This window comes from Acinetobacter terrestris, from assembly GCF_004331155.1.
GTDB classification, from domain to species: domain Bacteria; phylum Pseudomonadota; class Gammaproteobacteria; order Pseudomonadales; family Moraxellaceae; genus Acinetobacter; species Acinetobacter terrestris.
Genome location: NZ_SJNZ01000001.1, coordinates 17,287 through 44,020 on the forward strand (window position 1 = coordinate 17,287; position 26,734 = coordinate 44,020).

The 26,734-nt window shown below is 40.5% G+C and carries 26 protein-coding genes and 1 tRNA gene; 9 read left to right on the forward strand and 18 right to left on the reverse strand.

From position 1 onward, the window contains the following. Positions 1-3: 3 nt before the first annotated feature. The gene (locus E0H81_RS00080; RefSeq protein WP_131267450.1) at positions 4-783 is read left to right on the forward strand and encodes a ferredoxin--NADP reductase; all 780 of its coding nucleotides are present in this window, start codon (positions 4-6) and stop codon (positions 781-783) included. Between the two features lie 74 nt (positions 784-857). Here E0H81_RS00080 and E0H81_RS00085 read toward each other — a convergent pair whose 3' ends face one another. The 3 genes from E0H81_RS00085 to E0H81_RS00095 all read right to left on the reverse strand — a co-directional run bounded on the left by E0H81_RS00085 (position 858) and on the right by E0H81_RS00095 (position 2,163). Beyond that, on the reverse strand, positions 858-1,040 hold the full coding sequence (locus E0H81_RS00085) for a hypothetical protein (protein ID WP_131315540.1): 183 nt from the start codon (positions 1,038-1,040) through the stop codon (positions 858-860). Positions 1,041-1,075: 35 nt separating this feature from the next. Further along, the gene (locus E0H81_RS00090) at positions 1,076-1,333 is read right to left on the reverse strand and encodes a hypothetical protein (RefSeq protein ID WP_131315542.1); all 258 of its coding nucleotides are present in this window, start codon (positions 1,331-1,333) and stop codon (positions 1,076-1,078) included. A gap of 209 nt (positions 1,334-1,542) precedes the next feature. Continuing rightward, the gene (locus E0H81_RS00095; RefSeq protein WP_131315544.1) at positions 1,543-2,163 is read right to left on the reverse strand and encodes a cation efflux transmembrane domain-containing protein; all 621 of its coding nucleotides are present in this window, start codon (positions 2,161-2,163) and stop codon (positions 1,543-1,545) included. A 79-nt stretch (positions 2,164-2,242) separates the two neighbouring features. On the opposite strand from E0H81_RS00095, the gene E0H81_RS00100 reads away from it, so the two are divergent. Further along, on the forward strand, positions 2,243-2,656 hold the full coding sequence (locus E0H81_RS00100) for a MerR family DNA-binding protein (protein WP_131315546.1): 414 nt from the start codon (positions 2,243-2,245) through the stop codon (positions 2,654-2,656). 13 nt (positions 2,657-2,669) lie between these two features. Here E0H81_RS00100 and arsH read toward each other — a convergent pair whose 3' ends face one another. The 4 genes from arsH to E0H81_RS00120 form a co-directional block, all read right to left on the reverse strand. Continuing rightward, the gene (gene arsH, locus E0H81_RS00105; protein ID WP_131315548.1) at positions 2,670-3,374 is read right to left on the reverse strand and encodes an arsenical resistance protein ArsH; all 705 of its coding nucleotides are present in this window, start codon (positions 3,372-3,374) and stop codon (positions 2,670-2,672) included. Between the two features lie 91 nt (positions 3,375-3,465). Then, positions 3,466-4,521 carry an ACR3 family arsenite efflux transporter gene (arsB, locus tag E0H81_RS00110; protein ID WP_131315550.1) on the reverse strand — a complete coding sequence of 352 codons (1,056 nt, stop codon included), beginning with the start codon at positions 4,519-4,521 and terminating at the stop codon, positions 3,466-3,468. Between the two features lie 11 nt (positions 4,522-4,532). After that, positions 4,533-5,006, reverse strand: a complete 474-nt coding sequence (locus tag E0H81_RS00115; protein WP_131315552.1) for an arsenate reductase ArsC — start codon at positions 5,004-5,006, stop codon at positions 4,533-4,535. A gap of 14 nt (positions 5,007-5,020) precedes the next feature. Continuing rightward, complete coding sequence (locus tag E0H81_RS00120; protein WP_131315554.1) at positions 5,021-5,344, reverse strand: metalloregulator ArsR/SmtB family transcription factor; 324 nt, start codon at positions 5,342-5,344, stop codon at positions 5,021-5,023. 152 nt (positions 5,345-5,496) lie between these two features. Between E0H81_RS00120 and trhP the strand changes: the two genes are divergently transcribed. Both trhP and E0H81_RS00130 read left to right on the forward strand, forming a co-directional pair. Then, on the forward strand, positions 5,497-6,897 hold the full coding sequence (trhP, locus tag E0H81_RS00125; protein ID WP_131315556.1) for a prephenate-dependent tRNA uridine(34) hydroxylase TrhP: 1,401 nt from the start codon (positions 5,497-5,499) through the stop codon (positions 6,895-6,897). A gap of 12 nt (positions 6,898-6,909) precedes the next feature. Beyond that, entirely contained in the window at positions 6,910-7,164 is a 255-nt protein-coding gene (locus E0H81_RS00130; protein ID WP_131315558.1) for a YfhL family 4Fe-4S dicluster ferredoxin, read from the forward strand. A 241-nt stretch (positions 7,165-7,405) separates the two neighbouring features. Here E0H81_RS00130 and ahpF read toward each other — a convergent pair whose 3' ends face one another. The 4 genes from ahpF to E0H81_RS00150 form a co-directional block, all read right to left on the reverse strand. Next, positions 7,406-8,971, reverse strand: a complete 1,566-nt coding sequence (gene ahpF / locus E0H81_RS00135) for an alkyl hydroperoxide reductase subunit F (protein WP_131315560.1) — start codon at positions 8,969-8,971, stop codon at positions 7,406-7,408. A gap of 227 nt (positions 8,972-9,198) precedes the next feature. Further along, positions 9,199-10,119 (reverse strand): hypothetical protein, encoded by a 921-nt coding sequence (locus E0H81_RS00140; protein WP_131315562.1) that lies wholly within the window; start codon positions 10,117-10,119, stop codon positions 9,199-9,201. A 42-nt stretch (positions 10,120-10,161) separates the two neighbouring features. Then, complete coding sequence (locus tag E0H81_RS00145) at positions 10,162-11,295, reverse strand: toxic anion resistance protein (RefSeq protein WP_131315564.1); 1,134 nt, start codon at positions 11,293-11,295, stop codon at positions 10,162-10,164. Between the two features lie 19 nt (positions 11,296-11,314). Next, entirely contained in the window at positions 11,315-12,103 is a 789-nt protein-coding gene (locus tag E0H81_RS00150; protein WP_131315566.1) for a tellurium resistance protein, read from the reverse strand. Positions 12,104-12,590: 487 nt separating this feature from the next. Here E0H81_RS00150 and E0H81_RS00155 point away from each other — a divergent pair, with 487 nt between their 5' ends. Next, entirely contained in the window at positions 12,591-13,841 is a 1,251-nt protein-coding gene (locus E0H81_RS00155) for a YncE family protein (protein WP_131315568.1), read from the forward strand. 94 nt (positions 13,842-13,935) lie between these two features. Continuing rightward, on the forward strand, positions 13,936-14,406 hold the full coding sequence (locus E0H81_RS00160; protein ID WP_131315571.1) for a hypothetical protein: 471 nt from the start codon (positions 13,936-13,938) through the stop codon (positions 14,404-14,406). 132 nt (positions 14,407-14,538) lie between these two features. Here the strand turns inward: E0H81_RS00160 and E0H81_RS00165 are convergent. From E0H81_RS00165 to efp, 7 genes are all read right to left on the reverse strand, one after another. Further along, positions 14,539-14,615, reverse strand: a tRNA-Val gene (locus tag E0H81_RS00165). Positions 14,616-14,646: 31 nt separating this feature from the next. Next, positions 14,647-16,659 (reverse strand): transglutaminase TgpA family protein, encoded by a 2,013-nt coding sequence (locus E0H81_RS00170; protein ID WP_131268925.1) that lies wholly within the window; start codon positions 16,657-16,659, stop codon positions 14,647-14,649. Between the two features lie 2 nt (positions 16,660-16,661). After that, positions 16,662-17,567 carry a DUF58 domain-containing protein gene (locus E0H81_RS00175; protein WP_131315573.1) on the reverse strand — a complete coding sequence of 302 codons (906 nt, stop codon included), beginning with the start codon at positions 17,565-17,567 and terminating at the stop codon, positions 16,662-16,664. Between the two features lie 12 nt (positions 17,568-17,579). Beyond that, complete coding sequence (locus E0H81_RS00180) at positions 17,580-18,530, reverse strand: AAA family ATPase (RefSeq protein ID WP_131315575.1); 951 nt, start codon at positions 18,528-18,530, stop codon at positions 17,580-17,582. Positions 18,531-18,639: 109 nt separating this feature from the next. Next, positions 18,640-18,942, reverse strand: coding sequence for a YbdD/YjiX family protein (locus tag E0H81_RS00185; RefSeq protein WP_131268922.1), 303 nt, complete (start codon positions 18,940-18,942; stop codon positions 18,640-18,642). Continuing rightward, on the reverse strand, positions 18,939-21,044 hold the full coding sequence (locus E0H81_RS00190; RefSeq protein ID WP_131315577.1) for a carbon starvation CstA family protein: 2,106 nt from the start codon (positions 21,042-21,044) through the stop codon (positions 18,939-18,941). The genes E0H81_RS00185 and E0H81_RS00190 overlap by 4 nt, the downstream gene beginning before the upstream one ends. Positions 21,045-21,216: 172 nt before the next feature. Continuing rightward, positions 21,217-21,786 (reverse strand): elongation factor P, encoded by a 570-nt coding sequence (efp, locus tag E0H81_RS00195; RefSeq protein ID WP_131268920.1) that lies wholly within the window; start codon positions 21,784-21,786, stop codon positions 21,217-21,219. A 70-nt stretch (positions 21,787-21,856) separates the two neighbouring features. Between efp and epmB the strand changes: the two genes are divergently transcribed. From epmB to E0H81_RS00210, 3 genes are read left to right on the forward strand one after another with little or no spacing between them, the layout of a single operon-like run. Further along, complete coding sequence (epmB, locus tag E0H81_RS00200) at positions 21,857-22,873, forward strand: EF-P beta-lysylation protein EpmB (RefSeq protein ID WP_131315579.1); 1,017 nt, start codon at positions 21,857-21,859, stop codon at positions 22,871-22,873. 14 nt (positions 22,874-22,887) lie between these two features. Next, positions 22,888-24,633, forward strand: coding sequence for a cyclic-di-GMP receptor FimW-related protein (locus tag E0H81_RS00205; RefSeq protein ID WP_131315581.1), 1,746 nt, complete (start codon positions 22,888-22,890; stop codon positions 24,631-24,633). After that, on the forward strand, positions 24,615-26,732 hold the full coding sequence (locus E0H81_RS00210) for an EAL domain-containing protein (protein ID WP_131315583.1): 2,118 nt from the start codon (positions 24,615-24,617) through the stop codon (positions 26,730-26,732). Before E0H81_RS00205 ends, E0H81_RS00210 begins: the two co-directional genes overlap by 19 nt. The last annotated feature ends 2 nt before the right edge of the window (positions 26,733-26,734 follow it).

Here is a 26,734-nt window from a genome sequence, read left to right on the forward strand (position 1 = left end):
TTAATGGCTGCTTTCAACGTCGAAAAGATTACTCACGTACACCACTGGAATGACACATTATTCAGTTTTAAAACCACTCGCGACACTGCGCTACGTTTTAAAAATGGTCAATTTGTGATGATTGGACTGGAAGTAAACGGTAAGCCTTTAATGCGTGCTTATTCTATTGCTAGCGCTAACTATGAAGAAGAGTTAGAGTTTTTCTCTATTAAAGTACCAGATGGTCCTTTAACTTCTATTTTACAAAAAGTAAAAGTTGGCGATGATATTTTGATATCACGCAAACCGACCGGCACTTTGGTTCTTGACGACTTAAACCCAGGTAAAAACTTATACCTTCTTTCTTCAGGTACTGGCCTTGCTCCTTTCCTTTCTACGATTCGTGATCCTGAAACGTATGAACGTTTTGAAAAAATTATTGTGGTTCACGGTACACGCTTTGTGTCTGAATTGGCATATCAAGATTTGATCTTGAATGAAATTCCAAACCACGAATTCTTCTCAGAATTGGGCGCGAAAGAAAAATTAGTGTACTACCCAACCGTTACGCGTGAAGATTTCCACACTCAAGGTCGTGTAACCACTGCAATTGAAACGGGTGCTCTTTTCGAGAAAATCGGTTTACCACGTTTTAACCCAGAAACAGACCGTGCAATGTTGTGTGGTAGCCCTGCATTCCTAGATGACGTTGTTGCTTTGCTTGACCAACATGGTCTTAAAGAATCTCCGAAAATGGGTGTTCTTGGCGACTACGTGATTGAACGAGCATTCGTTGAAAAATAAGATTCCTCTTTTTTAGAATTGGAATCAAAAAAACCGAGCTTTTTAGCTCGGTTTTTTTAAATCTCTCGATTTAATTATTTACCTTTACCTTCCTGGTTAGCCTGTCCAGTACAACCTGCACCACCACCAATCACAAAACCAAGTTCCGCTTTACATGAACCAATCATTCGTCCACTCGAATCGAAGGTCGTTACTGTTGAAGCACAGCCTGTCAATAACACAGCAATTGTCAAAGCCAATAAACTCGAAATTTTCATCCTATTTTCCCCCTACTATAAAATTTTTTAAAAAGTTACTCGTGATCTGAAAGCATAATTTTTGCTGATTTAGGCGGTAATGGTAATAATCCTGACTGTTGATTAATTTTTGAATAATCCACACCTTCAGAATTGGCACCGCCATAACAAATTGCGCGAGCCCCCAATATGAAGCTAGAAGTCGCTTTGCAAGAACCGATCACTTGACCTGTTGCATCATAAGTCACGACTTTCGCGCTACAGCCTGTAATCAACACCACAGTGCCCAAAACTAAAAATTTAATTGATTTCATTAAACCCCCTAATAAAGATTTCTAAAATATTCAATTTATTTTGAGAAATTATTTACATTACTTATATTTAATTTGAATTCTATCAAAATGTTTTTATTTGTAAAGCAGTAAATATCGTGTGAATTTTAATGTTTATTTTTACTTAGCAATGAGTTTAATTGTTATAAAAAAAGCTGCTTTCAGGCAGCTTTTAATAAAAACTTTATGATCTACAATGTTAGGGATTGATGTTCTTTACGTTCCTGCAAAGCCCTCTGAATCACCCGATATCCTGCTGTTAAACCCAGTACTGACATAATCACTGCCACTATAATATCTGGCCACAGACTTCCCGTACCAAATACCCCTACCGCAGCCAAAATCACTGCGACATTACCAATCGCATCATTACGGCTGCACAGCCAGACCGACTGCATATTGGAATCACCATCTCTGAAAGCGTATAAAAAGACAGCTGAAATAACATTGGCAATTAAAGCCAACACACCAATAAGTCCCATGGTCATCGCTTCAGGTGGAATCCCTTGCAAATAAGCATAGCCGGTTTTTCCAAGCACGATAAATCCAAACAATGCCATGGTCATGCCTTTGACTAAAGCAACCGATGCACGCCAATACAGACTCATACCCAACACGGCAAGTGAAATACCGTAATTCACCGCATCGCCAAAGAAATCCAGGGAATCTGCCCACAGTGCCGATGAATGCGCATAAGCACCACCCATCAGTTCAACCAGAAACATCACAGCATTAATAATGAGCGCAATCCATAAAGCTGTACGGAATTTGCTGTTCATTTTGGGTGGTTCGGGAGTGCAACAACATGCCATGTTTTTCTCCGTTACTTTTAACATCAATTGGATTATTCTTATTCAAAACTATGGACTAACTCCAAGGTCAAGCCATACTATGAAATCAGAGAAAATTTATTTAATTAAAGATTTGGCAAACAAGGCTCAGCTCAGCACCGACACCATTCGTTTTTATGAAAAAAAGCAGCTGATCCAACCGAGTTTTCGGGCAGACAATAACTATCGTTATTATGATGATGAAGCTCTGAAACGGCTGATTTTTATTAAGCGTTGTCGGGCGCTGGATATGTCGTTAAAAGAAATTGAATTGCTGATTGAACTGGAACAAAAACCGGATCAGGACTGCTGCGCAGTGAATAACGTCATTGACGAACATTTAAAGCATATTCAGAGCAAAATTTCCGAATTACAAAAGTTCCAGCTGCAACTTCAACAACTCAGGCAATCTTGCTCTATCCAAACCACCATTGATCATTGCCAGATTTTAAAGAAGCTTGAATCTGCTGAATGAATCGCTGAATAAATCAAAGTGACTTTTGATTGACCCGTTTTGACAGTTGTTCAGCGGATTCCTTACGTTCCGAATAGCGATCGGTTAAGTATCCTGCTTGCCCACGTGTCAGCAATGTGAATTTATACAGCTCTTCCATCACATCGACAATCCGGTCGTAATATGAAGATGCTTTCATTCGTCCATCTTCCTCAAATTCTAAAAATGCTTTAGGAATAGAGGATTGATTTGGAATGGTGATCATCCGCATCCAGCGTCCTAAAACCCGCATTTGATTTAAAGCATTGAACGATTGAGATCCGCCGCACACCTGCATCAAGGCCAAAGTTTTGCCCTGTGTGGCGCGAATTGCTCCTGCTGCCAATGGAATCCAGTCAATCTGTGCTTTAAAGATTGAACTCATGGAACCATGCCGTTCAGGTGAACACCAGACCATTCCTTCCGCCCAAGCCAGCAACTCATGTAATTCCTGAACTTTAGGATGTGTGCTTTCAGCATCTTCAGGTAAAGGCAATCCTTTGGGATGGAAAATCTTCACCTCGGCTCCAAAATACTCAAGAATACTACCGGCTTCCAGCACCGCTAAACGGCTATAAGATCGCTCCCGGTTTGAACCATAGAGCAATAAAATTCGAGGTGGATGATCGAGTGCTTTGGCCTGTACCTGTTCTAAAGCCGGAGTTTCAAGCAGATTTAAATCAATATTGGGTAAGGACATTTTTAAACTCACTTTTTCTATTAAATTCTCAACATCCCCCCTTTTATAGAGAGGGTTTAGGGAAGATTTTGAGATGATAATCATCAATTTTTTAGCCACGACTATTTACATCATTTGGATAAAACTTTTTACGCAGCCATAGCGAGACACTCACCAAAGCAATCAGCACTGGCACTTCCACCAATGGACCAATAATGGTGGTAAATGCCACAGGTGAAGCCAAACCAAAGGTGGCAATGGCAACGGCTAAAGCCAGTTCAAAGTTATTACCTGCGGCAGTAAAGGAAATGGCGGTGGTTTTTGCATAGTCATTACCCATCCATTTGCTCATAAAGAAACTGATAAAGAACATCAGTACAAAGTAAATGCTCAGTGGAATGGCGATACGCAAAACATCTAACGGTAAACTGACCACATCTGCACCTTTCAGGCTAAACATCGCCACGATGGTGAATAACAAGGCAAGTAGACTTAAGGGGCTAATCTTGGGAATAAACTGGCTTTGATACCACAGCAAACCTTTGGCTTTAACCAGAAATAATCGGCTTAGGAAACCGAATAAAAATGGAATTCCTAAATAGATCAGTACCGCTTGGGTAATGGTCCAGAAGCTGACATCAATTACTTGTCCTGCCACCCCAAAATATGGCGGCAAATAACTTAAAAACAGCCAGGCATAGGTGCTAAAAAACAGAATCTGGAAAATGCTGTTAAATGCTACCAATGCCGCGACATATTGATTGTCGCCACAAGCCAGATTGTTCCAGACCAGAACCATGGCAATACAGCGCGCCAAGCCAATCAAAATCAGACCGGTCATATATTCCGGATAATTTTGCAAAAAGATAATCGCAAGCCCAAACATCAAGCAGGGTGCAATCAGCCAGTTTTGCACCAAGGATAAAACCAGGGTGCGTTTATCCTGAAACACTTGTGGCAAAGCGGCATAATCCACCTTGGCCAAAGGTGGATACATCATTAAAATCAGGCCGAATGCAATGGGTAAATTTACCGACCCCACACTCATTTGTTCCAAAGCAGACGATGCTTGCGGTAGATATACCCCTATTGCCACGCCCAAAGCCATGGCAATAAAAATCCACAAAGTTAAGTTTCGATCAAGAAAGGACAATTTTTTAGCAGTCATGACCTTCTCGATTAGGCAATTTCAGAAATTTTATTGATTTCTACAATTAATTTTTCAGGGCTTAAATGGGCTAAATCTAGGGCAAAAAAGGCATCAAAACGACGGTTGATATGCTCTACCGTCTGCATAAATGCTTGCATTTTTTCATCTTCAGAAACCTCTAAATGCGAAGGATCTTCTAGGCCCCAGTGCGTTTTAATCGCTTTACCCAGATATAAAGGACAAGGTTCTGCCGCGGCTGAACCACACACGGTGATCACCACTTGTGGATTAAACTGTTCACAATCCTGCATGGTTTTGCTAGATAGACCTTGCGTCGAAATGCCTAAATTTTGTAAGGTTTTCAGGGTTAAAGGATGAACCTTTCCAGTCGGTTTACTGCCTGCACTACAGGCACTAAAACCTTCTGGGGCACGAGCATTAAAAAGGGCTTCAGACAAAATGCTACGGCAGCTATTTCCGGTACATAAAAAAAGAAAATTCATATTATTCCAATCACTTATTCACAACAACTTGAAGATTCACAAGCAGATAAATCTACAGCATCAAAACGCTGATCTTGGCTAGCCGCGCTATTCAAAACATCCAGACACCACTGCGGCAAATCCGCTTGCAAGCTGTAATAAATCCACTGCCCTTGACGACGATCTTGCAAAACACCGCTAGTGCGTAACAAGGCCAGATGCCGTGAAATTTTCGGCTGACTTAAATCCAAGCTTGCGGTTAAATCACAGACGCATCGTTCGCCCTGTTTCACAATCAGCGTAAGGATATCCAAGCGCGTTTGATCGGCAAGACATTTAAAGAAATTAACCTGATCCATAAGATATATGTATATACGTATTTACAGATATATTAGCGCAAGTTTAATGACATTTCGATGACACTGCAGATAATTCCGAGCTTTTTACTGGGTTGAATCTAATTTTCAAATCCATACAATAAAGCCATATTTTTTATATGCCTTTATTTTTCATGAGCATTAATCACGTAACCGAACTCCTCTCTCCTGCTGGCTCACTCAAAAACATGCGCTATGCATTTGCGTATGGTGCCGATGCCGTATATGCAGGTCAGCCGCGTTATAGCTTGCGTGTACGTAATAATGCTTTCGATCATGACAATCTAAAAACTGGTATTGAGGAAGCTCATGCACTGGGTAAAAAATTCTATGTGGTGGTGAACATCCAGCCACATAACAGCAAACTCAAGAATTTTATCCGTGATCTGGAACCCGTTGTTGCCATGCAACCTGATGCACTGATTATGTCCGACCCTGGTCTGATCATGATGGTACGTGAGCATTTTCCAGGTGTGCCGGTACATCTTTCGGTTCAGGCCAATGCAGTCAACTGGGCAACGGTCAAATTTTGGCAAAACATGGGCTTAACCCGTGTGATTTTATCCCGTGAACTTTCAATTGAAGAAATTGAAGAAATTAAAAACAATGTGCCGGGTATGGAAATTGAAGTTTTCGTGCATGGTGCATTATGCATGGCGTATTCTGGTCGTTGCTTACTTTCAGGCTATATGAATAAACGTGATGCCAATCAGGGCGCCTGCACCAATGCCTGTCGCTGGGATTATAAAATTCACGATGCAGTTGAGGATGAAACTGGTGATGTCATTTCAGTTCAACACATTGAAGAATCCTCATCATGCTGCAAAAACAAAGATGCCGACGAGCAACACGCAATAGAACAACATCAATTCGGTAAGCCGGTTTTACTGCAACGCAATGAAGAAGACATGTTTGCTGCGGAAGAAGACGAACATGGCACTTACTTCATGAACTCTAAAGATTTGCGTGCGGTACAGCATGTTGACCGTTTAACCAAGATGGGTATTCATTCACTGAAGATTGAAGGTCGTACCAAATCCTATTTCTACTGCGCGCGTACTGCACAGATTTACCGTAAAGCTATTGATGATGCGCTAGAGGGCAAGCCATTTGATCCAGCATTGATGACTCAACTGGAAGGCTTGGCGAATCGTGGTTATACCGAAGGTTTCCTGCGCCGTCATGTGCATACTGAATATCAAAACTATGAAACCGGTTCATCGCGTTTTGATCATCAACAATTTGTTGGTGAAGTTCTGGAACGCAATGGTGACTATATCAAGATTGAGGTGAAAAACCGTTTTGTCGTCGGTGACTCTTTAGAGTTAATGACGACCAAAGGCAACATCACTTTTATTTTGACTGAGATTAAAGACAAAAAAGGTAACTTGATTATTGACGCCAAAGGTTCAGGTCATGTCGTGGATATTCCTGTCCCTACTGATGTTGACATGAACTATGCCCTGCTGATTCGCAACTTGCCAAATTCAACTGCAGATATTTCTGCTGCATCTTTGGCTTATCAAGCGATTTAAAGCGAGATAGATATGGCATTACTCATCACCGATAAATGCATCAATTGTGATATGTGTTTGCCTGAATGTCCTAATGAAGCCATTTATGAGGGCGATAAAGTGTATGAGATTGATGTAGATCGCTGTACTGAATGTGTCGGCTTTTATGAGCACCAAACTTGTATTGCGGTATGTCCAATTGAGTGCATTATTCCGCATCCTGAGCATATGGAAACACAAGAGCAATTAATGCAGAAGTTTAAAACCTTGAATTTATTCAAATCTTAGAAATTTAAATAAAACTGGAATAAAACTTGCTTAATTAAATGCAATAACCTTGGGGAAACAACAATAAAAAAGGGCAAAACAAAAAAAGTAGAAAATTAAAATAACAATAAAAATAGAGGTCATAAAAAAAGGAACTCAGCGTTAGCGCCCTGAGCTCCTATAAAAGGGTAAAACAAAAACTTGGGGAACTAAAGCCAAAGTGTCTATGTCTAAGTCTACATAGCCACTTTGGCTTTTTTACTTATTGCCCTGAACGGATGATGTAATCGAATGCAGAAAGCGATGCCTTGGCACCTTCGCCCGTGGCGATGATGATCTGTTTGTAAGGCACAGTTGTACAGTCACCGGCAGCAAACACACCTTTCACGCTGGTTTCGTTACGCTCGTTAATCACGATCTCGCCACGGTTAGAAAGTTCAACTTTCGAGTCTTTCAGGAAGTCGGTATTTGGCAACAGACCAATCTGTACAAAGATCCCGGCAAGCTCAACTGTTTTAATTTCATCAGTGGCACGGTCTTTGTATTTCAATGCCGTCACCTGTGAACCATCACCAACCACTTCTGTAGAAAGTGCATTCATAATCACCGTAGTGTTCGGCAAGCTGTTAAGTTTGTCTTGCAATACCTGATCGGCACGCAGTTTGGTATCAAATTCAACTAAAGTCACATGCTCAACAATTCCGGCAAGGTCAATCGCTGCTTCCACACCCGAGTTCCCGCCGCCAATCACCGCAACACGTTTGCCTTTAAACAATGGACCGTCACAGTGCGGGCAATATGCAACACCACGGGTTTTATACTCTTGCTCACCCGGAACATTCATTTCTCTCCAGCGTGCACCAGTCGACAGGATGATGGTTTTTGACTCTAACTTCGCACCATTTTCCAAAGTGACTTCAACCAGACCGTTGGCGGTTTCATCGGCACCTTTAATGGCAGCCACTTTTTGCAGGTTCATGATGTCGACATCATACGCACGCACATGGGCTTCCATTTCAGCGGCAAATTTTGGACCTTGGGTTTTTTGCACCGAAGTGTAGTTTTCAATGTCCATGGTATCCATGACCTGACCACCAAAGCGTTCCGCTACAATCCCGGTTTGGATGCCTTTACGTGCCGCGTATATTGCAGCTGTGTTGCCTGCAGGACCACCGCCAATCACCAAGACATCGAATGCGCCTTTGGCATTGAGTTTTTCAGCCTCTTTGGCAGATGAGCCTGAATCCAGTTTGGCCACGATTTCTTCCAGCGTCATACGGCCCTGACCAATGTGCTCGCCATTCTGGAACAACATTGGCACTGCCATGATTTTGCGTTCTTCCACTTCGTCCTGGAAAAAGGCCCCGTCAATCATGGTCGCGGTTGTACCCGGATTGTTGATCGCAATCAGGTTCAAGGCTTGCACCACGTCTGGACAGTTATGGCAGCTTAAGGATACGAATACGTCGAAATCAGCAGTGAGATTTAGACCCTTGATTTGAGCCAGTACTTCATCAGAGACTTTTGGTGCATAGCCGGAAACCTGCAGCAATGCCAGGATCAAAGAGGTGAATTCATGTCCCATCGGCAGACCGGCAAAGTTTACGCGCGGCTGTTCACCGACTTTGGCAATCCCGAAGCTTGGGGTACGTTTATTGGTTCCGTCAAAACGGGCAGTGACCTGATCCGACAGTGCCGCAACTTCAGTCACCAGTTCCTTGATCTTGTCCGATTTGTCAGATGAATCGAGTGACGCCACCAGTTCAATCGGACTTTCCAGACGTTGTAATAAGGTTTTAAGTTGTGCTGAAGTATTTTGGTCTAACATGGCTAACGTCTCCAAGGGAGTAAATGTTTATTTAATAAGGCTATACTAGTGCAAATTAGTAAATAGGTAAAACAGTTTGTTTTTATTATTAAGATCGGATTATCAAATCAAACATGGTTTATCATATCTTCTATAAGCTCTGCCTCACTCCAAAACTTAAGAAAAAATACAATGAAATAACCGTGAAAAAAACAGAAGCCCCAGTAGGAGCTTTTGAATTGCATGATTTAAGGTGTAATGCGCTGTTCAACTCTTAATATGCGTCCTTTTAAATGCTGCGCTAAAAGAAATAAAATTGAGCTCAAAATTGCAGATAAAATAAGCATGGCAATAATAAAGATATTCACCACATCGCTCATTTGTTTAGCTTGATCTACTTGCTTCGAGACACTTGCCGCCATCGGGGTTAAGGTTTTTCCATAAAGTTGATGCTGCATGGTCCACAATTGTTCAGGCTTGAAGCCATATTCAATAAATTGAGGATCTGTTTTTTCCGCTTTAACCAAAGCCAGAACCTGAGGAATAGCGGCATCTTTATCGACAGGCTTATGCAACAGCGCAGCTTGTGCAAGTAAATAAGCCTTCACTGGCTCATCCAAATTGCTCTGCTGTAAGTCTTGGGCCAATTCACTTTGCTGAATATTTTTATCGTATTGAATCGCTTCGCTATAGGCATTATTTTCATCATCATTTAAATCGTATTGTAGAAAGGTTAAGCCTGACCACAACACAATAAAGGCCACCAGCCAGCCGACAAATTTCAAAATAAAAGACTGAAAACGCGTATAGAAGAAGCGTATTTTCTTTAAAAAATGAATGACAAAAAATGCCCCGATAAAAGAAACAAACAGCTTTAGAATCAGCCAGCCAAACCACGACAACAGATTGGTAAAATAATCGGTGTGCTGGCCGAGTTCAGCAAGGTTTGCATCCACACTCATCGGCATATGCAATTGCTTTAATTCGGTGGTAACGCCAAAAAAACTATAGACAAAATCATGTTGTAAAAATAATGCCACCACAGAAGCTAGGAAAACGGTACTGCTGGTGATACAAAATAAAGTCAGATTACGTTGGCGCTTTTTCAGCGCCACAACACCAGATTCAATCTGTTGCGGATTCACAGCATATTCATCTAAGGGAGGCAAACGGTTTCTCCTGAAGTGCAGGCAATGAACTTAAGCGTATTCTTAAGATTTATTCATTCCACTGGTACTTGATTCTATAACCAAATGATTCAAATTTTCCTGCAAGGCACGTAAACGCGTCGTAGCTTCAGCACGTTTTTGCATGCCTTCTTTTTGCACCTGAATCACATCATTAACAGTTTTAATGAGGGTGTTTTGCACATGTTCAAGCGTTTCAATATCAATCACTGAACGTTGATTGGCTTTAGCGGTATCCACCGAGTTTTGATGCAACAAGTCTGCATTACGGCGTAACAGGTCATTGGTCGCATCATCAATGCTATTGGCCAGTTGCACACTGTTTTTCTGTTCATTTAGGGAAATGGCCAAACTGATCTGGTTTTTCCAGGCCGGTAAAGTGATGTTTTTAATGGCATAAAATTTATCCACCAACATCAAATTATTGGACTGAATAATCCGAATCATCGGCAAGGTTTGCATCGCCGATTGCTGCAAGACCTGCAAATCGCTGACCCGCTTTTCCAGATTGTTGGCCAGATGATTCAGGTCATAAACCTTTTGCACCGATGCCTGATCTTGCGTTTGATTGCTTAAAGCTGCGATTTCCTGTTGGATTTCATGTTCTTTCAATTTTCCGGCAGCAATATAAATCCCCAGTTGTTTATATTCATCCTGCACACCATGGAACATTTTATCCAGGGTATCAACGCGAGTTTTCAGCCCCGATTGTGACGTTTCAATTTCTTTGACCAGAACATCAATCTGTTCTTTAGTGCTATTAAAATGCTGATCAAAGTTCTGCTTGGCACCTTTCATTTTACTGATCAAGCCACCAAAGAAACCCGAACTTTTTTTCTTGTTTAAAATGCTGCTGGTATTCAACTGCTGAGCAACTTGCACCACCTGATTTAACTTTTGACCTGTGGCGTCCAGATCTTTATTTTGCACAAGATTTAACAACTCATCGGTATAGGTTGATGTCTTTGTCGCAATATTTTTACCATATTCAGCCACGGCGTTATGGCTCATTGCGGCCAATTCCTTACGTGCATTCATTACTTCATTAAAGTCTGAATCCTGCAAACCAATTTCTTGCAAGTTCAGTTGCTGAAATTTTTGCTGAACCACATCGGTGCTTATTTCGGTCGGTAAATCTTTATGTTCAAAATCGCTCATATCTCACCTAATATCATTATTAATCTGTTGGTTTCTGTAGTGATTTTCTTAAAGTTTTAATCAGATTCTCTCGGCTATTATCCAGCTTTTCCAATTCAATTGTCGAATTGCTTTGATTGCTTTGTTTAACATGATATTGCCATGCGGGAATCAAAACCTGCTGCGCCTCTTTAAACCGATCCAGCAAGCTAAAAGAAAGTTGCTGAGATAACTGCATTTGTGTAATTGCAATATCATTACTGGCTTGCAAAGTTTGCAATGTATTAATTTTTTTAGATAATCTTTCTGCGAAATTGTCTAGTGGATGCTGATTCTTGACAAATTTTGGATATTCCACCAAGAACTCCTGCGCAGCCCGAATGTACTTTGCCATTTGCTCACGGTGTCCAAGCAACTGCTGAAAACGTGCCTGCGACTTCTGAATCTCGATTTGCAATTTTTGACTTAAATGATTAGCACGATTGAGCAATTGATCCAGATTTTTATAATATTCGACCTGCCCCGACCCATATTCCAAATCAATACCCAGCCACTTTTGCAAGGCATTAAACTTGCGTGCTTTCAAATATTTTTTTGAATCTGCCAAGGATTGAATCAACTGTTCAATCGTCGAACTGAGTTGCTGGGTGAGATGTGGATCTATCCCGTTAAGTAATACCGACTGAGCTTGAATAAGTTGATCCGCATAATGATTCAGACGATATTGATCATTCAGCAAAGGCACTAAATCATTACGCTGAATGGAGAGAAGTTCAGCCCGATTCACCTCAATTTCAGCCAAAGGAACAAGAACATCTATCTGTGACATAATATTAGAAACTCAATAAAATCATTTTTATACTACGGCTTTTATAGAAAATATCATGTAGTGTTTTGCAATTTCCAGCGCATATTTATATTAAATTGGATAAAGATTTAAACAAATTTTTAACCTCATGCAATTTTAGCAAAAATCCAGTTTATAGAAATAAGTTACTTCTTTTGGACAATGTCATCCATTACTTTTAAAACTTATATTCCAGTAAGTCAGTCCATTTTTCAAATAAAGAATCAATACTAGGTAAATAACAATCCGTCGGAAAAATAATTTACCCGATTCGAGCAATACTTTGATTATTAAAATCTTCTTAAAATTATAACTTCATTCATATCTTCATCAGCGCCTTTTTATCGGATTACTACAGATTTGACCGGTGAATTCTTTATTCTATTATTCTGCTAATACAGGAGTATTGGCCAATAATGAAAATTTGAATAAAAAATGACTTTCATGGAACTGAACTGGAAAAAATGAGATGAAAAACAAAAAATTATTTTTTAAATGGACTTCGAATGTTTTGCTTGCATCTACCGCATTCACATCACTTTGTATAAATGCAGCTACAGCAACGATGCCTGTTCCACCCAATAGTCAGCAAGTTTTTTTTGTTGGCAATAACTGGGATGGAACAGTGACCGTCATTCGTCCATCGGGTGATTTTGGCAAGATCGGTGTAATTAACATGATTCCTGATCGCAAAGAGCGTTTGAAGGAAATCCACCTCAATCCAATTAAACTGATTGCCTATACTTATATTCAGGCCACCGCTGGAGAAGGTAACGATCAATTGGTCGATGACATGTACTCAACTCCAGACGGCAAGTCAGTGGTTGCATCTCGCCCAAGTTTTGCAGATGTAGTGTCTATCAATATTGCTACGGGCCAGATCAACTGGCGCACTCCTGTTGAAGGTTTCCGTGCAGATCATATGGCCGTTTCTCCAGATGGTCAGCGCTTAGCTGTCTCGGCTTCCTCGGGTAACATTGTTCATGTTCTGGATATCAATACAGGTAAGGAATTAGGACGCTTTGCCACTGGCGACAAACCGCATGAAAACATTTTCTTTAGTGGCGGCTCAAAAATTTTGAACTCAGCCATTGGAAATGTAGAAACCTCCATGGATGCATCATGGCAAGATTTCACCAAGGGTAAACGCTTCATTACCATTGCCGATGCCAATACGTTTAAAGTGATCAAGAAAATTGATTTCCGTCCTGCATTAGATGCATTCGGTCGTAAGGATTTATCCAATGCTGTGCGTCCCATCGTATTTAGTAAAGATGAAAGTAAAATTTATGCACAGGTTTCGTTTTTTAATGGCTTGGTGGAATATGACTTAAATCAGGATAAAGTCACTCGTATTGGTCAATTACCGGGTAGCTCTACCATTCCTTCTAACCGGACAAAATATGTAAATGACTCACGTCACCATGGATTATCCATTAGTGCAGATGGCGAGAAATTATGTGTGGCAGGTACCATGGATGACTATGCGACTATTGTCGACCGCTCTACCTTGAAAGCTGCCAAGCTGATTCCTGCAGGCAAGCCATACTGGGCAACACAGAGTGCTGATGGAAAAAGCTGTGTGATTTCAGAGAGTGAGACTGATGTCGTTACTGTCATTGATTTTGCTACAGGTGAAAAGGTATTGAGTGTTCCAGTGGGTAATCATCCACAGCGTGTTCGTATCGGTTATGCACCGGCTGGCTGGTCGACCAAATAATAAACAGTTAATAAGTGAATAATGGATGAATTGAACAGACCTGATTTTAGATTGGGTCTGCTTTTAATTTAAATGCAAGAGCAGGATTTCTGGCATGAATAGCACCCTACGACTTGGTCTTATCATTGGATCTATTGTGACCTTGTTACTTATCATTGTGGTTTATATATTTAAACCCCTCTCTACAACGCCACCAAATACAGTACAACCACAAGAAAAACCGATTCCAACTGAAATTATATTAGAAAAAAAATTGGTACTTAGCGCACTGGTTCAAGCAAATACAGTGACAGTATCAAATCAGGCAGAATTGATTCAACAACGTGACCGACTTTATCAAGATTTTGAAGAAATCAGCAATTCATTGAGTGTAGGACAGCAACCTGATTTTCGTCAGGTAAGTGATTTATTAGACAAGCAAAAACAGCTTGTAAAAACAGGTGTGCTTTCAGCAAACGATGCAATTTCATATTGCCAATTTTTAAGACAAATTTTGCCGGCTATGGATCATCAAATTAATCAACATATTCTACAACTAGAGCAACTTAAGCGTGCGACTTCATAAATTCAATTACGAATATCCCGTAGGATTTAATTTAGCATTCTAGATTTTTTAATTAAAAACCAGCTTAGGGACAATAAAAAAGGACTTTAAGCTTTTTTGCTTAAAGTCCTTATGCCTAATGGCATTGAATCTTGGTAGGTATAAGCAGACTCGAACTGCTGACCTCTACGATGTCAACGTAGCGCTCTAACCAACTGAGCTATACACCTAAGTGCTGTGAATCATATTCATTTTTATTTTTTAAGACAAGGACTTTCTATTATTTTTTAAAGCATATGTACAAGTTTTAAGCATTGCTTTAAATTGCTTCATTTGTTGGCCAGTTATCGCTACAGAAAATCGCTGCTGCTGATAATATTCTGCTGTCTGGATAAATATCTTTTGTTCATCCTCTTTAACCCCTTCGGCTAAACGATGCATCCAGCTAAAGAAAGTTTCAGCAGGCTGCTTACGTAATGGCTTCGCTAGTTGCTTAGAGAACTGTTGAACTGCACGCTCATATGCCGAACCGTGCTGTTTATTACGATAATAAATCCAGACAAAATAAGAAATCATCACCAATAAAATGCTTGAGAATAATATCAGGATACTGGCATAAGCCGTTTTCAAACCTAATTTCGCCAACCAGCTTTGCTGCTTTTCAGCATCATATCCAACAACTTTGCTTTGCCACTGATAGCTCGCATAGTCACTCCAGATTCGCATATTTTTCATCATTGAAAATTGACGATACTTCCACTTCTGCTCTTTACTTCCCAAAATAGTTCGATCATTTTCAATATAATTTTGCATTCCCGCATCTATGCGTTGTGGAGCAATGATTGCGGTTGGGTCAATCCGTTGCCATTTTCCATTTAATTGCACTTCTGTCCACGCATGGGCATCCAGTTGACGCACTTCCCAACTTGCCCGGTCCAGTGCAAGTTGTCCGCCTTGATAACCGATGACCACACGTGCAGGAATCCCCGCGTATCGCATCAGCATGGCAAAACTCGAAGCATAATGCTCACAAAACCCCTGCCGAGATTGAAACAAGAATTCATCGATACGGTTTTCACCCAGTAAGCCCGGTGTTAAGGTATATACAAAATCATTGTTCTTATACCACTGCAAAATATTACGCACATACTGGTCTGGTAATCGTCCACTTTTCTGAAACATTTCCAAAGCGAATTGACGTGATTTTTCATCGATTTGAGTATTGCTTTGAGTATTGCTTTTTTCCAGTAAATTGGGTGTAGATAAGCCCTGTCCTTGCAGTTGTGCATCGCCTAGCCAATGTAGCGTAATAGGCTGATTTCGTGTGATGGAGCGGATCGGGCTAATGCTCCAATCCTGCTTTAATTGGTATTGAGGGTTTTTGGGGATGGACTTTTCTAGTCCCATGATCCACATCACACTTGAATCTGCAGCCAGGTATTGATAATCAAAACCCTGTTCTGCTTTTATCGAAATCCTATGATTCAAGACAGGTTGTTGATTGACAAAACTACTGGTCCAGGTTCTGCCATCATATTGATCCAGAACCATTGCCCGCCAATATAGCTCATTGCGGGAAGGCAGTTTATTCATATTGCCAATAATGCGAAAAGCCAAACTGCTAGATTGCGAAAGTTCTGCAATATCCCCAGGTGACATGCTGTCACTCATCCCCGTGACACTTTTTTGTTCTGGAATTGGAATATGCCAAAGTGGCGGTAAGCGCGGAAAAAAGATAAACAGCAAGATAAAAAAAGGCAAAGCCAAAATCAGAAATTTACCTACATGCTTGGCATCTGTTTTTAATGCCGATGATTGATTCTGAGCCTGTTTAAATTCACTGGTCTGTAAACGATAAAGCCCGATCAGGCAACTAAATAAGCATAGTAAAATCACAATCGCCATCCAGATGGATTGGCTATATAAAAATGAACTCGCCCCAACAAACAAGGCAAAATTAAACAAGATAATGACATCTCGTTTATTCTTGGTTTCCAAAGCCTTGGCAAATAAAAAAGTGGATAAGACCGCAACGCCCGCTTCTATCCCGATAAAACTCTGATATCTAAAATAGATCGCCATTAGGGCCAGAATTGCCAAGGCAAAGATCCAGATTTTGGATACTGTTTTTGTTTCATCTTTAAAGCTGACAAATAAACAGAGGAGAATCAGAGCAAAAATTGCGCTTAACAGAACAGGATTAAACATTACTTGTGCAAGCAGTAATAACAGCAAGGTCATTAAAATCGAGGTTCTAACATCAGCATGCATCATAATTAAGCCTGCGCCAGAAGTTTTTTTGCCTGAAGCAACTGGTTTGCACCCGCGCCTACAGCTAATTCAGCTTGAGGTAAAAATACCGCATAGCTATATTGCAATTGCTCACATTGCTCAATCAGCCCCATCATTAAGCTCAGTTTCTCTTCATGCTCGGTACTTGGCATGTTTGCATAATGGATTTCCATACTCGGTTGATCATTATGCTGCTCAAAGACTTTGATATATAAACCTTGTCCACGCGCAGCCTGCTTCCATGATACGGCGTGTAAGCTATCACCTAACTTAAAATTACGCAGTTCACGAAACTCATCCATATCGGGTTCAAAACTGTGCTGATACTGTTTATTTTCCGCATTGTAAAATGCAGCTTTGGGCGCAACCCATGAATATTGCGTCAAATAAAAATAAGTCCAGGCACGAACCAGTCCAAAGGGATATACCGCATAAATCTGTACAGTCGGATAATGGAACTTGCCGCGTTTCTCGGCAAAAAAAGACAAGGTGATTTTTTGCTTGAGTTCAGCAATCGAGACTTTTTCTAAATGCTGATCGGTCTTAATCCATAAATAACGCGATTGCTTGTAGGGCTGCTGAAAATGTAATTGCAAATCAAGATGATTCCCCACTTGCCCAATTTCATTTACTGAAATTTCAATGCTAAGCTCATGTAACTGTTTGAAAGTGACATAAAAACTGATACATAAAATTGCACTGATCAGAAAGCAAAAACCCAAAATCAGGTTGTTGGCATAATTGATTCCGGCAATAAACGTAATCAAGATCAATACCAGATACAGATAGCCCTGCTGATAGATAAAAATCAGAATATCTTTTTGCGAAAGCTGTTTGATTTTTTCAAATTGAAAGCGTTTCGCTAACCATTTTTGCCAAGGCTTGCCCAATTTGATCTTCCTTTAGCTAATCGTCACTTGCTGCATCAACTGCGAAGTCTCTGCTTCATTCAATCCAATCCGATGAGAAACCACGGCAACAAATACAGCTTGAACATCATCCGGGGTGACATAGCTGCGCTGTTCAATGAAGGCATGTGCTTGAGCTGCTTTTTTCAAAGCCAATAGACCGCGAGTGGATAAGCCATGCCGACTTTTACGGGTCTCGCTAGCCAGATCCAGCAGATAGTCCAGCACCACATCGGCAATATGAACCTGCGTGACCAGTCGCTGCATCTCTAAAATTTCATACTCGCTGAAAACGTGCTCTAAGGTTGCAATTAAGGCATAGCGCGAGTTTTGCTGTAGTAACAGCTTTTCTGCGGAACGTGATGGATAGCCCAGTGACAAACGCATCAGGAAACGGTCAAGCTGGGATTCTGGCAAACTATAAGTACCACTTTGAAAAAGCGGGTTCTGTGTTGCAATCACCCAAAAGGGTTGCGGCAACTCATAACGAACGCCATCCACCGTAACCAAACCTTCTTCCATTGCTTCTAGCAATGCACTCTGAGTTTTGGGGCTACAGCGGTTGATTTCATCTGCCAGTAATATTTGGGTAAAGATTGGACCTTGCTTGAACTCAAACTGATGCTGTTTTTGATTAAACATATTCACGCCAATCACATCACTGGCAAGCATGTCGTTGGTAAACTGAATACGCTGAAACTTCAGCCCTGCAATATGAGATAAGGCACTGGATAATGTGGTTTTACCCAATCCGGGTAAATCTTCAAACAGCACGTGACCGCCGGCCAGCAAACTGCTTAAAGCCAGTTTGGTCTGATGCTGTTTATCCAAAATGATGCTATTGATTTGATGCAGGAATACCTGAATTTTTGCCGCATACGATTCAACCTGATCATTCAGTTGTTGCTGCTCGTGTGTGAGTTCCTGTTTTTGAACCTTATTCATACCCCAAATCACAGCTTATTTCCCAATAAAAAACGGTGCATGATTAACATACACCGTTTTGTGGTTTTTCCAAACAAATCAAAAGATTTCTGACAAATGTCTGCTTATATTAACAAGGGCATTTTTTCATTCCACCGCCTGCGCTTGGATAACGTGCATCCACACAGTAACGGTAAAATGTTTTGGCATCCATTGCGACTAAGTCTGGATGATTCTTTTGCATATGCTCCAGATAAGTCTGATAATCCGGCACACCAACCATCAAGCGAAAGCTTTGCTGTAGGCGTTGCCAAATCAGTTGAATGGTTTTAATGCCATTCAACATCAAAAACTTTTTCGGCTGCGCAAGTACAGTAAATTTAATGATTTTACCCAATGCCAGTTTTTGGCGAATTTGATCTTTTAGACTCATTTCACCTCTCCTGCCGCTTTATTTGGACTGATCTCATCACTGTAAATCGCTTCTGACTCATGCACGCTTGGATTTGGATTGGCCAAGGCACGGCGGATCACCCCAATGGCAGCAAACAACATTACGAAAGCCACAATCATAAAGAAGCCGCAAAGTACTGCATTGATCTGATTAGAGAATACAATTGTTTGCATTTCAGCAATGTCTTTGGCCGGTTTCAATATTTCATTTCGTGCAATTGCATCCGAGAAACGGTTGGCTTGTGCCAAGAAACCAATTTTTGGATTTTCATGGAAGATTTTTTGCCAACCTGCCGTCATCGAGGTAATGAAAAGGAAAATGGTCGGCAGAATCGTCACCCACACATATTTCTCTTTCTTCATTTTAAACAGAATAACGGTGCCGAGTATAAGAGCCATCGCTGCCAAAATCTGGTTACCAATACCAAACAGCGGCCACAAGCTGTTAATCCCACCGAGCGGATCTATCACACCTTGATAAACGAAGAAGCCCCAGCCTGCAACCGCAACTGCGGTACCCAACAAATTACCAAAGAAATTATGTGAGTTTTTCACCGCAGGAATCACGATACCCACCGTATCCTGAACCATGAAACGGCAAGCACGTGTACCCGCATCTACTGCAGTTAAGATGAACAATGCTTCAAACAGAATTGCAAAGTGATACCAGAATGCCATCATTGAACGGTTATTGAAAATTTCCGTAATAATGTGTGCCATACCAATTGCAAAGGTGGGTGCTCCACCAGTACGTGAAAGAATTGAAGTTTCACCGACTTCTTGCGCAAGCAATGTTAATGCTTCCGGAGTGACCACAAAGCCTAAAGTACGCACCGCTTCAGCCGCACTTTCAACCGTTGTCCCCAATATGGCAGCAGGCGCATTAATTGCGAAATAGACGCCCGGTTCAAGAATGGTGGCACAGATCATTGCCATCACAGCAACGAAAGATTCCATCAACATACCGCCGTAACCAATCACACGAATATCCACTTCGTTATCGACCAGTTTTGGTGTGGTTCCTGAAGAAACCAGTGCGTGGAAACCTGAAATGGCACCACAGGCAATGGTAATAAATAAGAACGGGAACATTGAGCCTGCAAATACAGGACCTGTACCATCAATAAAATGTGTAACCGCAGGCATTTTCAGTTCAGGCAATGCCACCATGATCCCAATCGCAAGACCTGCAATCACACCAATCTTCAAGAAAGTTGAAAGATAATCGCGTGGTGCAAGCAGTAACCAGACCGGTAACACGGAAGCGATAAAGCCGTAAATAATTAAGCACCAGGTCAGTTGCGTACCAGAAAGAGTAAACAATGGTCCCCAATACGGATCAGCTGCAACATTGCCACCATACACAATCGCCAGCATCATCAGCACAAAACCAATGATTGACACCTCGGCAATTTTCCCCGGACGGATATAACGCATATATACGCCCATGAACAATGCAATTGGAATCGTTGCAGCAATACTGAACACGCCCCATGGACTGTTGGTCAAGGCTTTCACGACAACCAATGCAAGCACTGCAAGGATAATGATCATGACGCCTAAAGCACCCAGCATCACAATCACACCCGCAAAAGAACCCAGCTCTTGCTTCGCCATTTCACCGAGTGAACGGCCATCACGACGGGTAGAAATAAAGAGGACTAAAAAGTCTTGAACAGCACCCGCGAGAACCACACCGACTAAAAGCCAAATCGTGCCCGGTAAATACCCCATCTGCGCCGCAAGAATAGGTCCTACTAATGGACCTGCACCTGCAATGGCTGCAAAGTGGTGACCAAACAGGACATATTTATTGGTAGGGACATAATCCAGACCATCTGCCAAGCGATGCGCAGGTGTTAAGCGTCTTGCATTGAGTTCAAAGACTTTATTGGCTATAAATAAACTATAGAAGCGATAAGCGATGCTATAGACACAGATGGCTGCCAAAACCAGCCAGACTGCATTAACATGCTCACCTCTGCTGACTGCAAGTATCCCGAATGATACTGCACCTAAAATCGCGACTAGAAGCCACACTATTTTTGAAGTTATGGTTAACTTCGGTTCAATGGTTTCCATGTAAATCCCTCATATCTAATGCATAAATCAGCGTTAATTTTTATTGTTCGGTATACTGCTGTTTCTTCCTTTGCGACTGTACTCCTCAAAATTTACTTTTCATCTAATACTTTGGCATAAAAAAAGGGATGATTTAAATCACCCCTTTCGATAATAGTCTATTTTTAAACCATTATGCACGTTCTAAATAGTCACCTGTACGGGTATCTACACGAACACTTTCTTCTTGCTGTACGAATAATGGTACACGAACAACGGCACCCGTTTCGAGTTTGGCAGGCTTACCGCCACCGCCCGAAGTATCACCACGTACGCCTGGATCAGTTTCAACGATTTTCAACACAACGAAGTTTGGTGCACTTACTGACAATGGAACACCATTAAAAAGCATGATTGTACATTTTTCGTTTGAATCGTCTTTCAACCATTTGGCAGCATCGCCCATCGCAACCTTGTCAGCTGCGATTTGTTCGAAGCTTACTGGATCCATAAAGTTCCAAAGTTCGCCATCGTTGTAGAGGTATTCCATTTCAACTTCAACAATGTCCGCACCTTCCAGTGTTTCATTGGATTTAAACGTTTTTTCTAGCACTTTTCCACTTCTAAGATTACGTAATTTTACCCGGCTGAAAGCTTGACCCTTACCTGGTTTTACGTACTCATTTTCTAGAATTGTACATGGATTACCATCAAGCATGACCTTAAGGCCTGCTTTAAAATCATTTGTCGAATAATTGGCCATGAAAGGCTCGCTCCAAACTTACTAACTTAAATCTATTGATGCTAGACTAGCATCATTTTTTACATGCAGCATGATAAACTATTTATATCAAGAGCAAAACTGGCAATCTCAACTCAGTGATCTGATTACAGATCCATTAGAGCTTCTAGAGACCCTTCAGCTCTCACCTGATCAATTATTGTCAGGCGCAATTCTGGCTTCTGAACAGTTTAAATTGCGTGTTCCGCGTGCGTTCGTCGGAAAAATGAACATGGGCGACCCCCTTGATCCCCTTCTATTACAAGTCTTGCCGCATCATCTAGAACTTGAAGAACATCCTGGTTATGTCACCGACCCTTTGGGTGAAGAACAAGCCAATCAGCAACCCGGTGTATTACATAAATACAAATCACGCTTTTTACTCACCTTAACCGGTGCTTGTGCGGTACATTGCCGTTATTGTTTCCGTCGTCATTTCCCTTATCAGGAAAACCTGCCCAAAAATGAAGACTGGCTCAACATTAAAGGCTATATCGAAAGCCAACCCGATATTAACGAGGTCATTTTTAGTGGCGGAGACCCACTTACCCTATCCAACCGGAAATTAAAGCTCTGGATCGATCGACTGGAATCGTTGGCACAAATTAAATTTTTGAGAATTCATTCACGGGTTCCGATCGTAATCCCCAACCGTGTCGATGAAGAGCTGGTTTCCCTATTAAAAAACAGTAGGCTACGCATTATTCTAGTGGTACACTCAAATCATGCAGCTGAGCTTGATGATTTTACTTGCGCTAAACTTTCACTATTGGCTCAACAACAAATCACCGTGCTCAATCAGGCAGTTTTATTAAATGGGGTCAATAATTCTGCGCAGGTTTTAGTAGATTTAAGTTACCGTCTGTTTGATGCAGGCGTGATGCCATACTATTTACATGTATTAGATAAAGTAAAAGGTGCGCATCATTTTGACTTGAGTCCCGAGCAGATTAATCTTATATATAAAGATGTTTTAGAGAGCCTTCCAGGATATTTGGTTCCTAAACTCGTTAGGGAAATAGCGGGCGAAAAAAATAAAACACCGCTTTTTGGGGTTTCAACTTTTTGAGTTAAATAATAACGATGCTTATGAGTACTTCTGATATTTTCCAAACACCAACAGAATTAAAGTTGGAACAACTCAGCTTTTGTCCATCGAATGCAAAAGGGCTACAAGAATGGGTGTCTAATTTATCCATTCTGCAACTCGGAAATTCTTCAAAAGAACTGTTCAATGCGTTACTGGAAATATCAGAACTTAAATGCCCAGAAATGCTGCGTTTTGATTTAATTCAAATCTTGCACCCGACCATTGATAATGTATTGACCAGTCTGGAAAAGCATTTTTTCAACCAAGGTCTGATTACCACTGATCGTAGTGATCAAATTATTGAGTTGGCTATGCTGTTACGTAGCCATTTCGCCAAGATTTACATCGATATTTCAAAACGCTGTAATACCCAATTAAGTCTGCAAAAGTTTTCTATTTTTGCATTTAATCAGAAGAAAAGTTTACAGACCGCCAGAATTGTTTCGACGTATTACGCATTACAGCAACTCTCGTTATTACTTTATCAGCAAAATTTGCTGTATAGCACGCCATTATTTGGCCAATGGCTGGTCGCGCATCAACTGCTCGAATGTGCAATCAAGAATAATTTTTATCAAACCAATATCAACCAGATTTTAGATACGCAGCATCAATTACAAACCATTGCTCACGCTTACTCACAGCTCATTTTATTGGATATTTTTAATACCCATCAAATTCGCCCATCAGAAATGCAAGGCTTATATTTATGTAGCTTTGACTGGGCCAAACTGGTTCATATTTTGCCGAAAGAAACCACGCTTTCGCGCTATATTGTCGATACCAATAAAGATCATCCACCGGTTTTCAATATCAATCAATCCAGTTTATATAAACCGACCATCTATATTGCAACGCAAAATTTATTAGATCATCTGTCTGAGACTCAAACTAAAAATACGGGATATTTATCACGTAATGAAAAGTTATTTCTGACCCCAGCACTACATTTTCATATTCATAATCTGCTTACGACCAATATCGAACGTCGCCATGAACGCTACGAATATTCAGCACAATTGCAGATCTGTTTTAGCCTTTCTGTGGCACATTTTTACCTCTCTAAAGGTAAAAACTTTCACGAAACTTTGGATGTAGAAAATAATTATCAGTTCCAAAATGAAAGTAGTTTTATTAATTCGATGAATTCCAATATTCCTGCTGAAATTACCACAGCTAAAGTCTTGGATCGCGAAGCAAAACAAATCTATCCAGCCGAAGTTCTGGATATCAGTGTCAATGGTTACAGAATTAAATGGACCGGTGCTACACCTTCAAATTTAAAAACTGGGGAATTTATTTTAATTCAGGAAAATACCAACAGCCCTTGGCGTGGCGGTGTGGTTCGCTGGATTAAACAGTCGACAGAAAAAAGCCTGGAACTTGGGCTTGAAGTATTGGCCCAAGATTTATTCCCCTGCTCTGTCATGGTAAAAACTGAACGCAACAGCAGTAACTACCAACCTGCCCTGATTGTTCAAACCACTCAACTCGATCATGTTTCAACCAGTCTGATTGTATCGGGTTCGCACATGTTTAGAGAAAAACAAACGATTCATTTAAGATTAGGCAAAGAAGAACTCAAAATTTACCTGACCAAAGCGCAGCTTATTACTCAAAGTTTTATTCGTTTTGAATTTGAATTACTCAATGATCAGCAAGAAAGCCTGATTACAAACTTTATCAATAAACAAATGAATGAAATCAAGAATCACGATTTATGGGAAGCATTGAAGTGAGAAATCCATTATTGTCTAAAAAGTTAAAACGTACCGAGACACGTTTACTCATTATCGATGATAATCAAATACGTTTTAACCAGATTCGTGATCTTTTAACATCAAATGGACATGTTGTAGAAGCAACATTGCTGGATGATTTACAAACTTTTGAAAAGCAATTACATCAAAATTGGGATCTGGTTATTTTTGGCCGTGCCTACGATTTAAAATACGAACAGGCTTTAAGTTTAATCCAACTATCAAAACAACCGAACTTACCGATTATTCTTCTAAAACCAGAAGATTATCAGGCAGATCAATATGCGGCTTATATTCGTAAAGGGATTTATGACATTTTAAATCTGGATTATCCAGATCGTTTTTACCTTGGCCTACTTCGTGCACTTTCATTAAGCCGCTTAATGCTTACTCAGCAACATTTAATGGATGAGTTAGAGTCTGCACAAACCCATGCACAATCCTTAGTACATGATAGCAACAAAGCCGTTGCACTGATTCAAGAAGGCATTCACATTCAAGCCAATCCTGAATATTTACAACTATTTGGGATGAAAAATGAGGATGATGTCGTAGGTCTTCCTTTGCTTGATTTGTTACAACCAAAAGATTTGAACGACTTCAAGTTACGTTTTAAAAAAATTACCCAAGGTCAATTTGATTTAGGTCGTTTAGAAATTGCGACCTTAAATGACCAGGTTTCTGTTCCGAATCCGCTTAAGATCGAATTTTTACCCGCTACGGATGAAGATGCATTACAACTTACTATTGATATTGAAACTTCAGAAACGAGCAATGCAACATCGGGAACAGCTGATAAAAATACCCAGAAGCCAAATACCTATCAGTTGATTAACCGCACGGTGACTCAACAGCCTTCTGATATTAATGCACTGGTCCTGTTCTCTCTAGCCTCTTGTCCTAAAACTATTTTTGAAGGTAACTGGGTTACTTCAAAAAATTATTTCAGTGAAATAAAAACATTCTTAAAAGAACAAACCCATGTTCCTTTATTTAAGGTTTCACCCGGTATATTTGCTGCTTTATTCCAGGCAGAATCTAAAGCAAAACTAGAATCCAAACTGATTGGTTTAAGCTCATTAACCAAGCCACAATTATTAACCGTCAATCAAGTCAGTTATCCACTGAATTTAAGAATTGGTTACGCTATTCTAGATAGCGAAATTCGTGATGAAAGCCATTTTGAACAATTTATTCATTCAGCTTATCAGACCGCTTTACCACAAAATGCACCGGCTGTAGAGCTTAATCTAGGTACACATTTAGATATTCCATCGATGGAAATCCACCATCCAGAAATCAAGCCATTAAATTCTTCGCCTGAATCTTCATTAATCAGAGCTTTAGAGAAAAGCTTGGATCGTGGAGAGATTCATCTTAAATATCAACAACTTTATGATAAACAAGACACCAATTTATACACTTATGAGGTCACCAGCGGCTTCATATTTGAAAATTCTTGGAAAGATTTATCCAGTTTAAGAGAACTGGCCGAAGACCCTGAATTGTCGATTAAACTGGATCGCTGGATATTAGTTGAATCATGTAAACAATTACATAATTTTATTACGCAATATCCTGAAGCCAAATTGATTGTGAATTTGAATAAAGAAGTGCTATTTCGCGATCGGACCTTCCCTGAATTCATTTCCAAGCTGATCACGATTGTACGCAGTAAATTAACCCATCCGCTTATTTTACAATTTTCAGAAGAAGACCTGACCCAGAATATTCCAGATGCACAAAAGCATATTGCTCAACTGCGCCAGTTTGGCGCTGAAGTATCCTTAAGAGATTTTGGTAATACTATTTACAGTGAATCTGCTATACGTCAACTGGATATCAACTGCTTAACATTGCACCGCACACTGACAACAATGTTAAATACAGAACAATCTACGCAGGAATTACAGGAAAAAATTAAAATTTTCCATGAAATTAAACCTGTTGAAATCATGCTACGCGAATTAAATGATATGACGCTCTTCGCCAACGCGTGGAATGTAGATGCCCGATTTATTCAAGGTGATTATTTCCAGAAAAAACTGGATCACTTAATTGATGTACAAGACCAATAGGT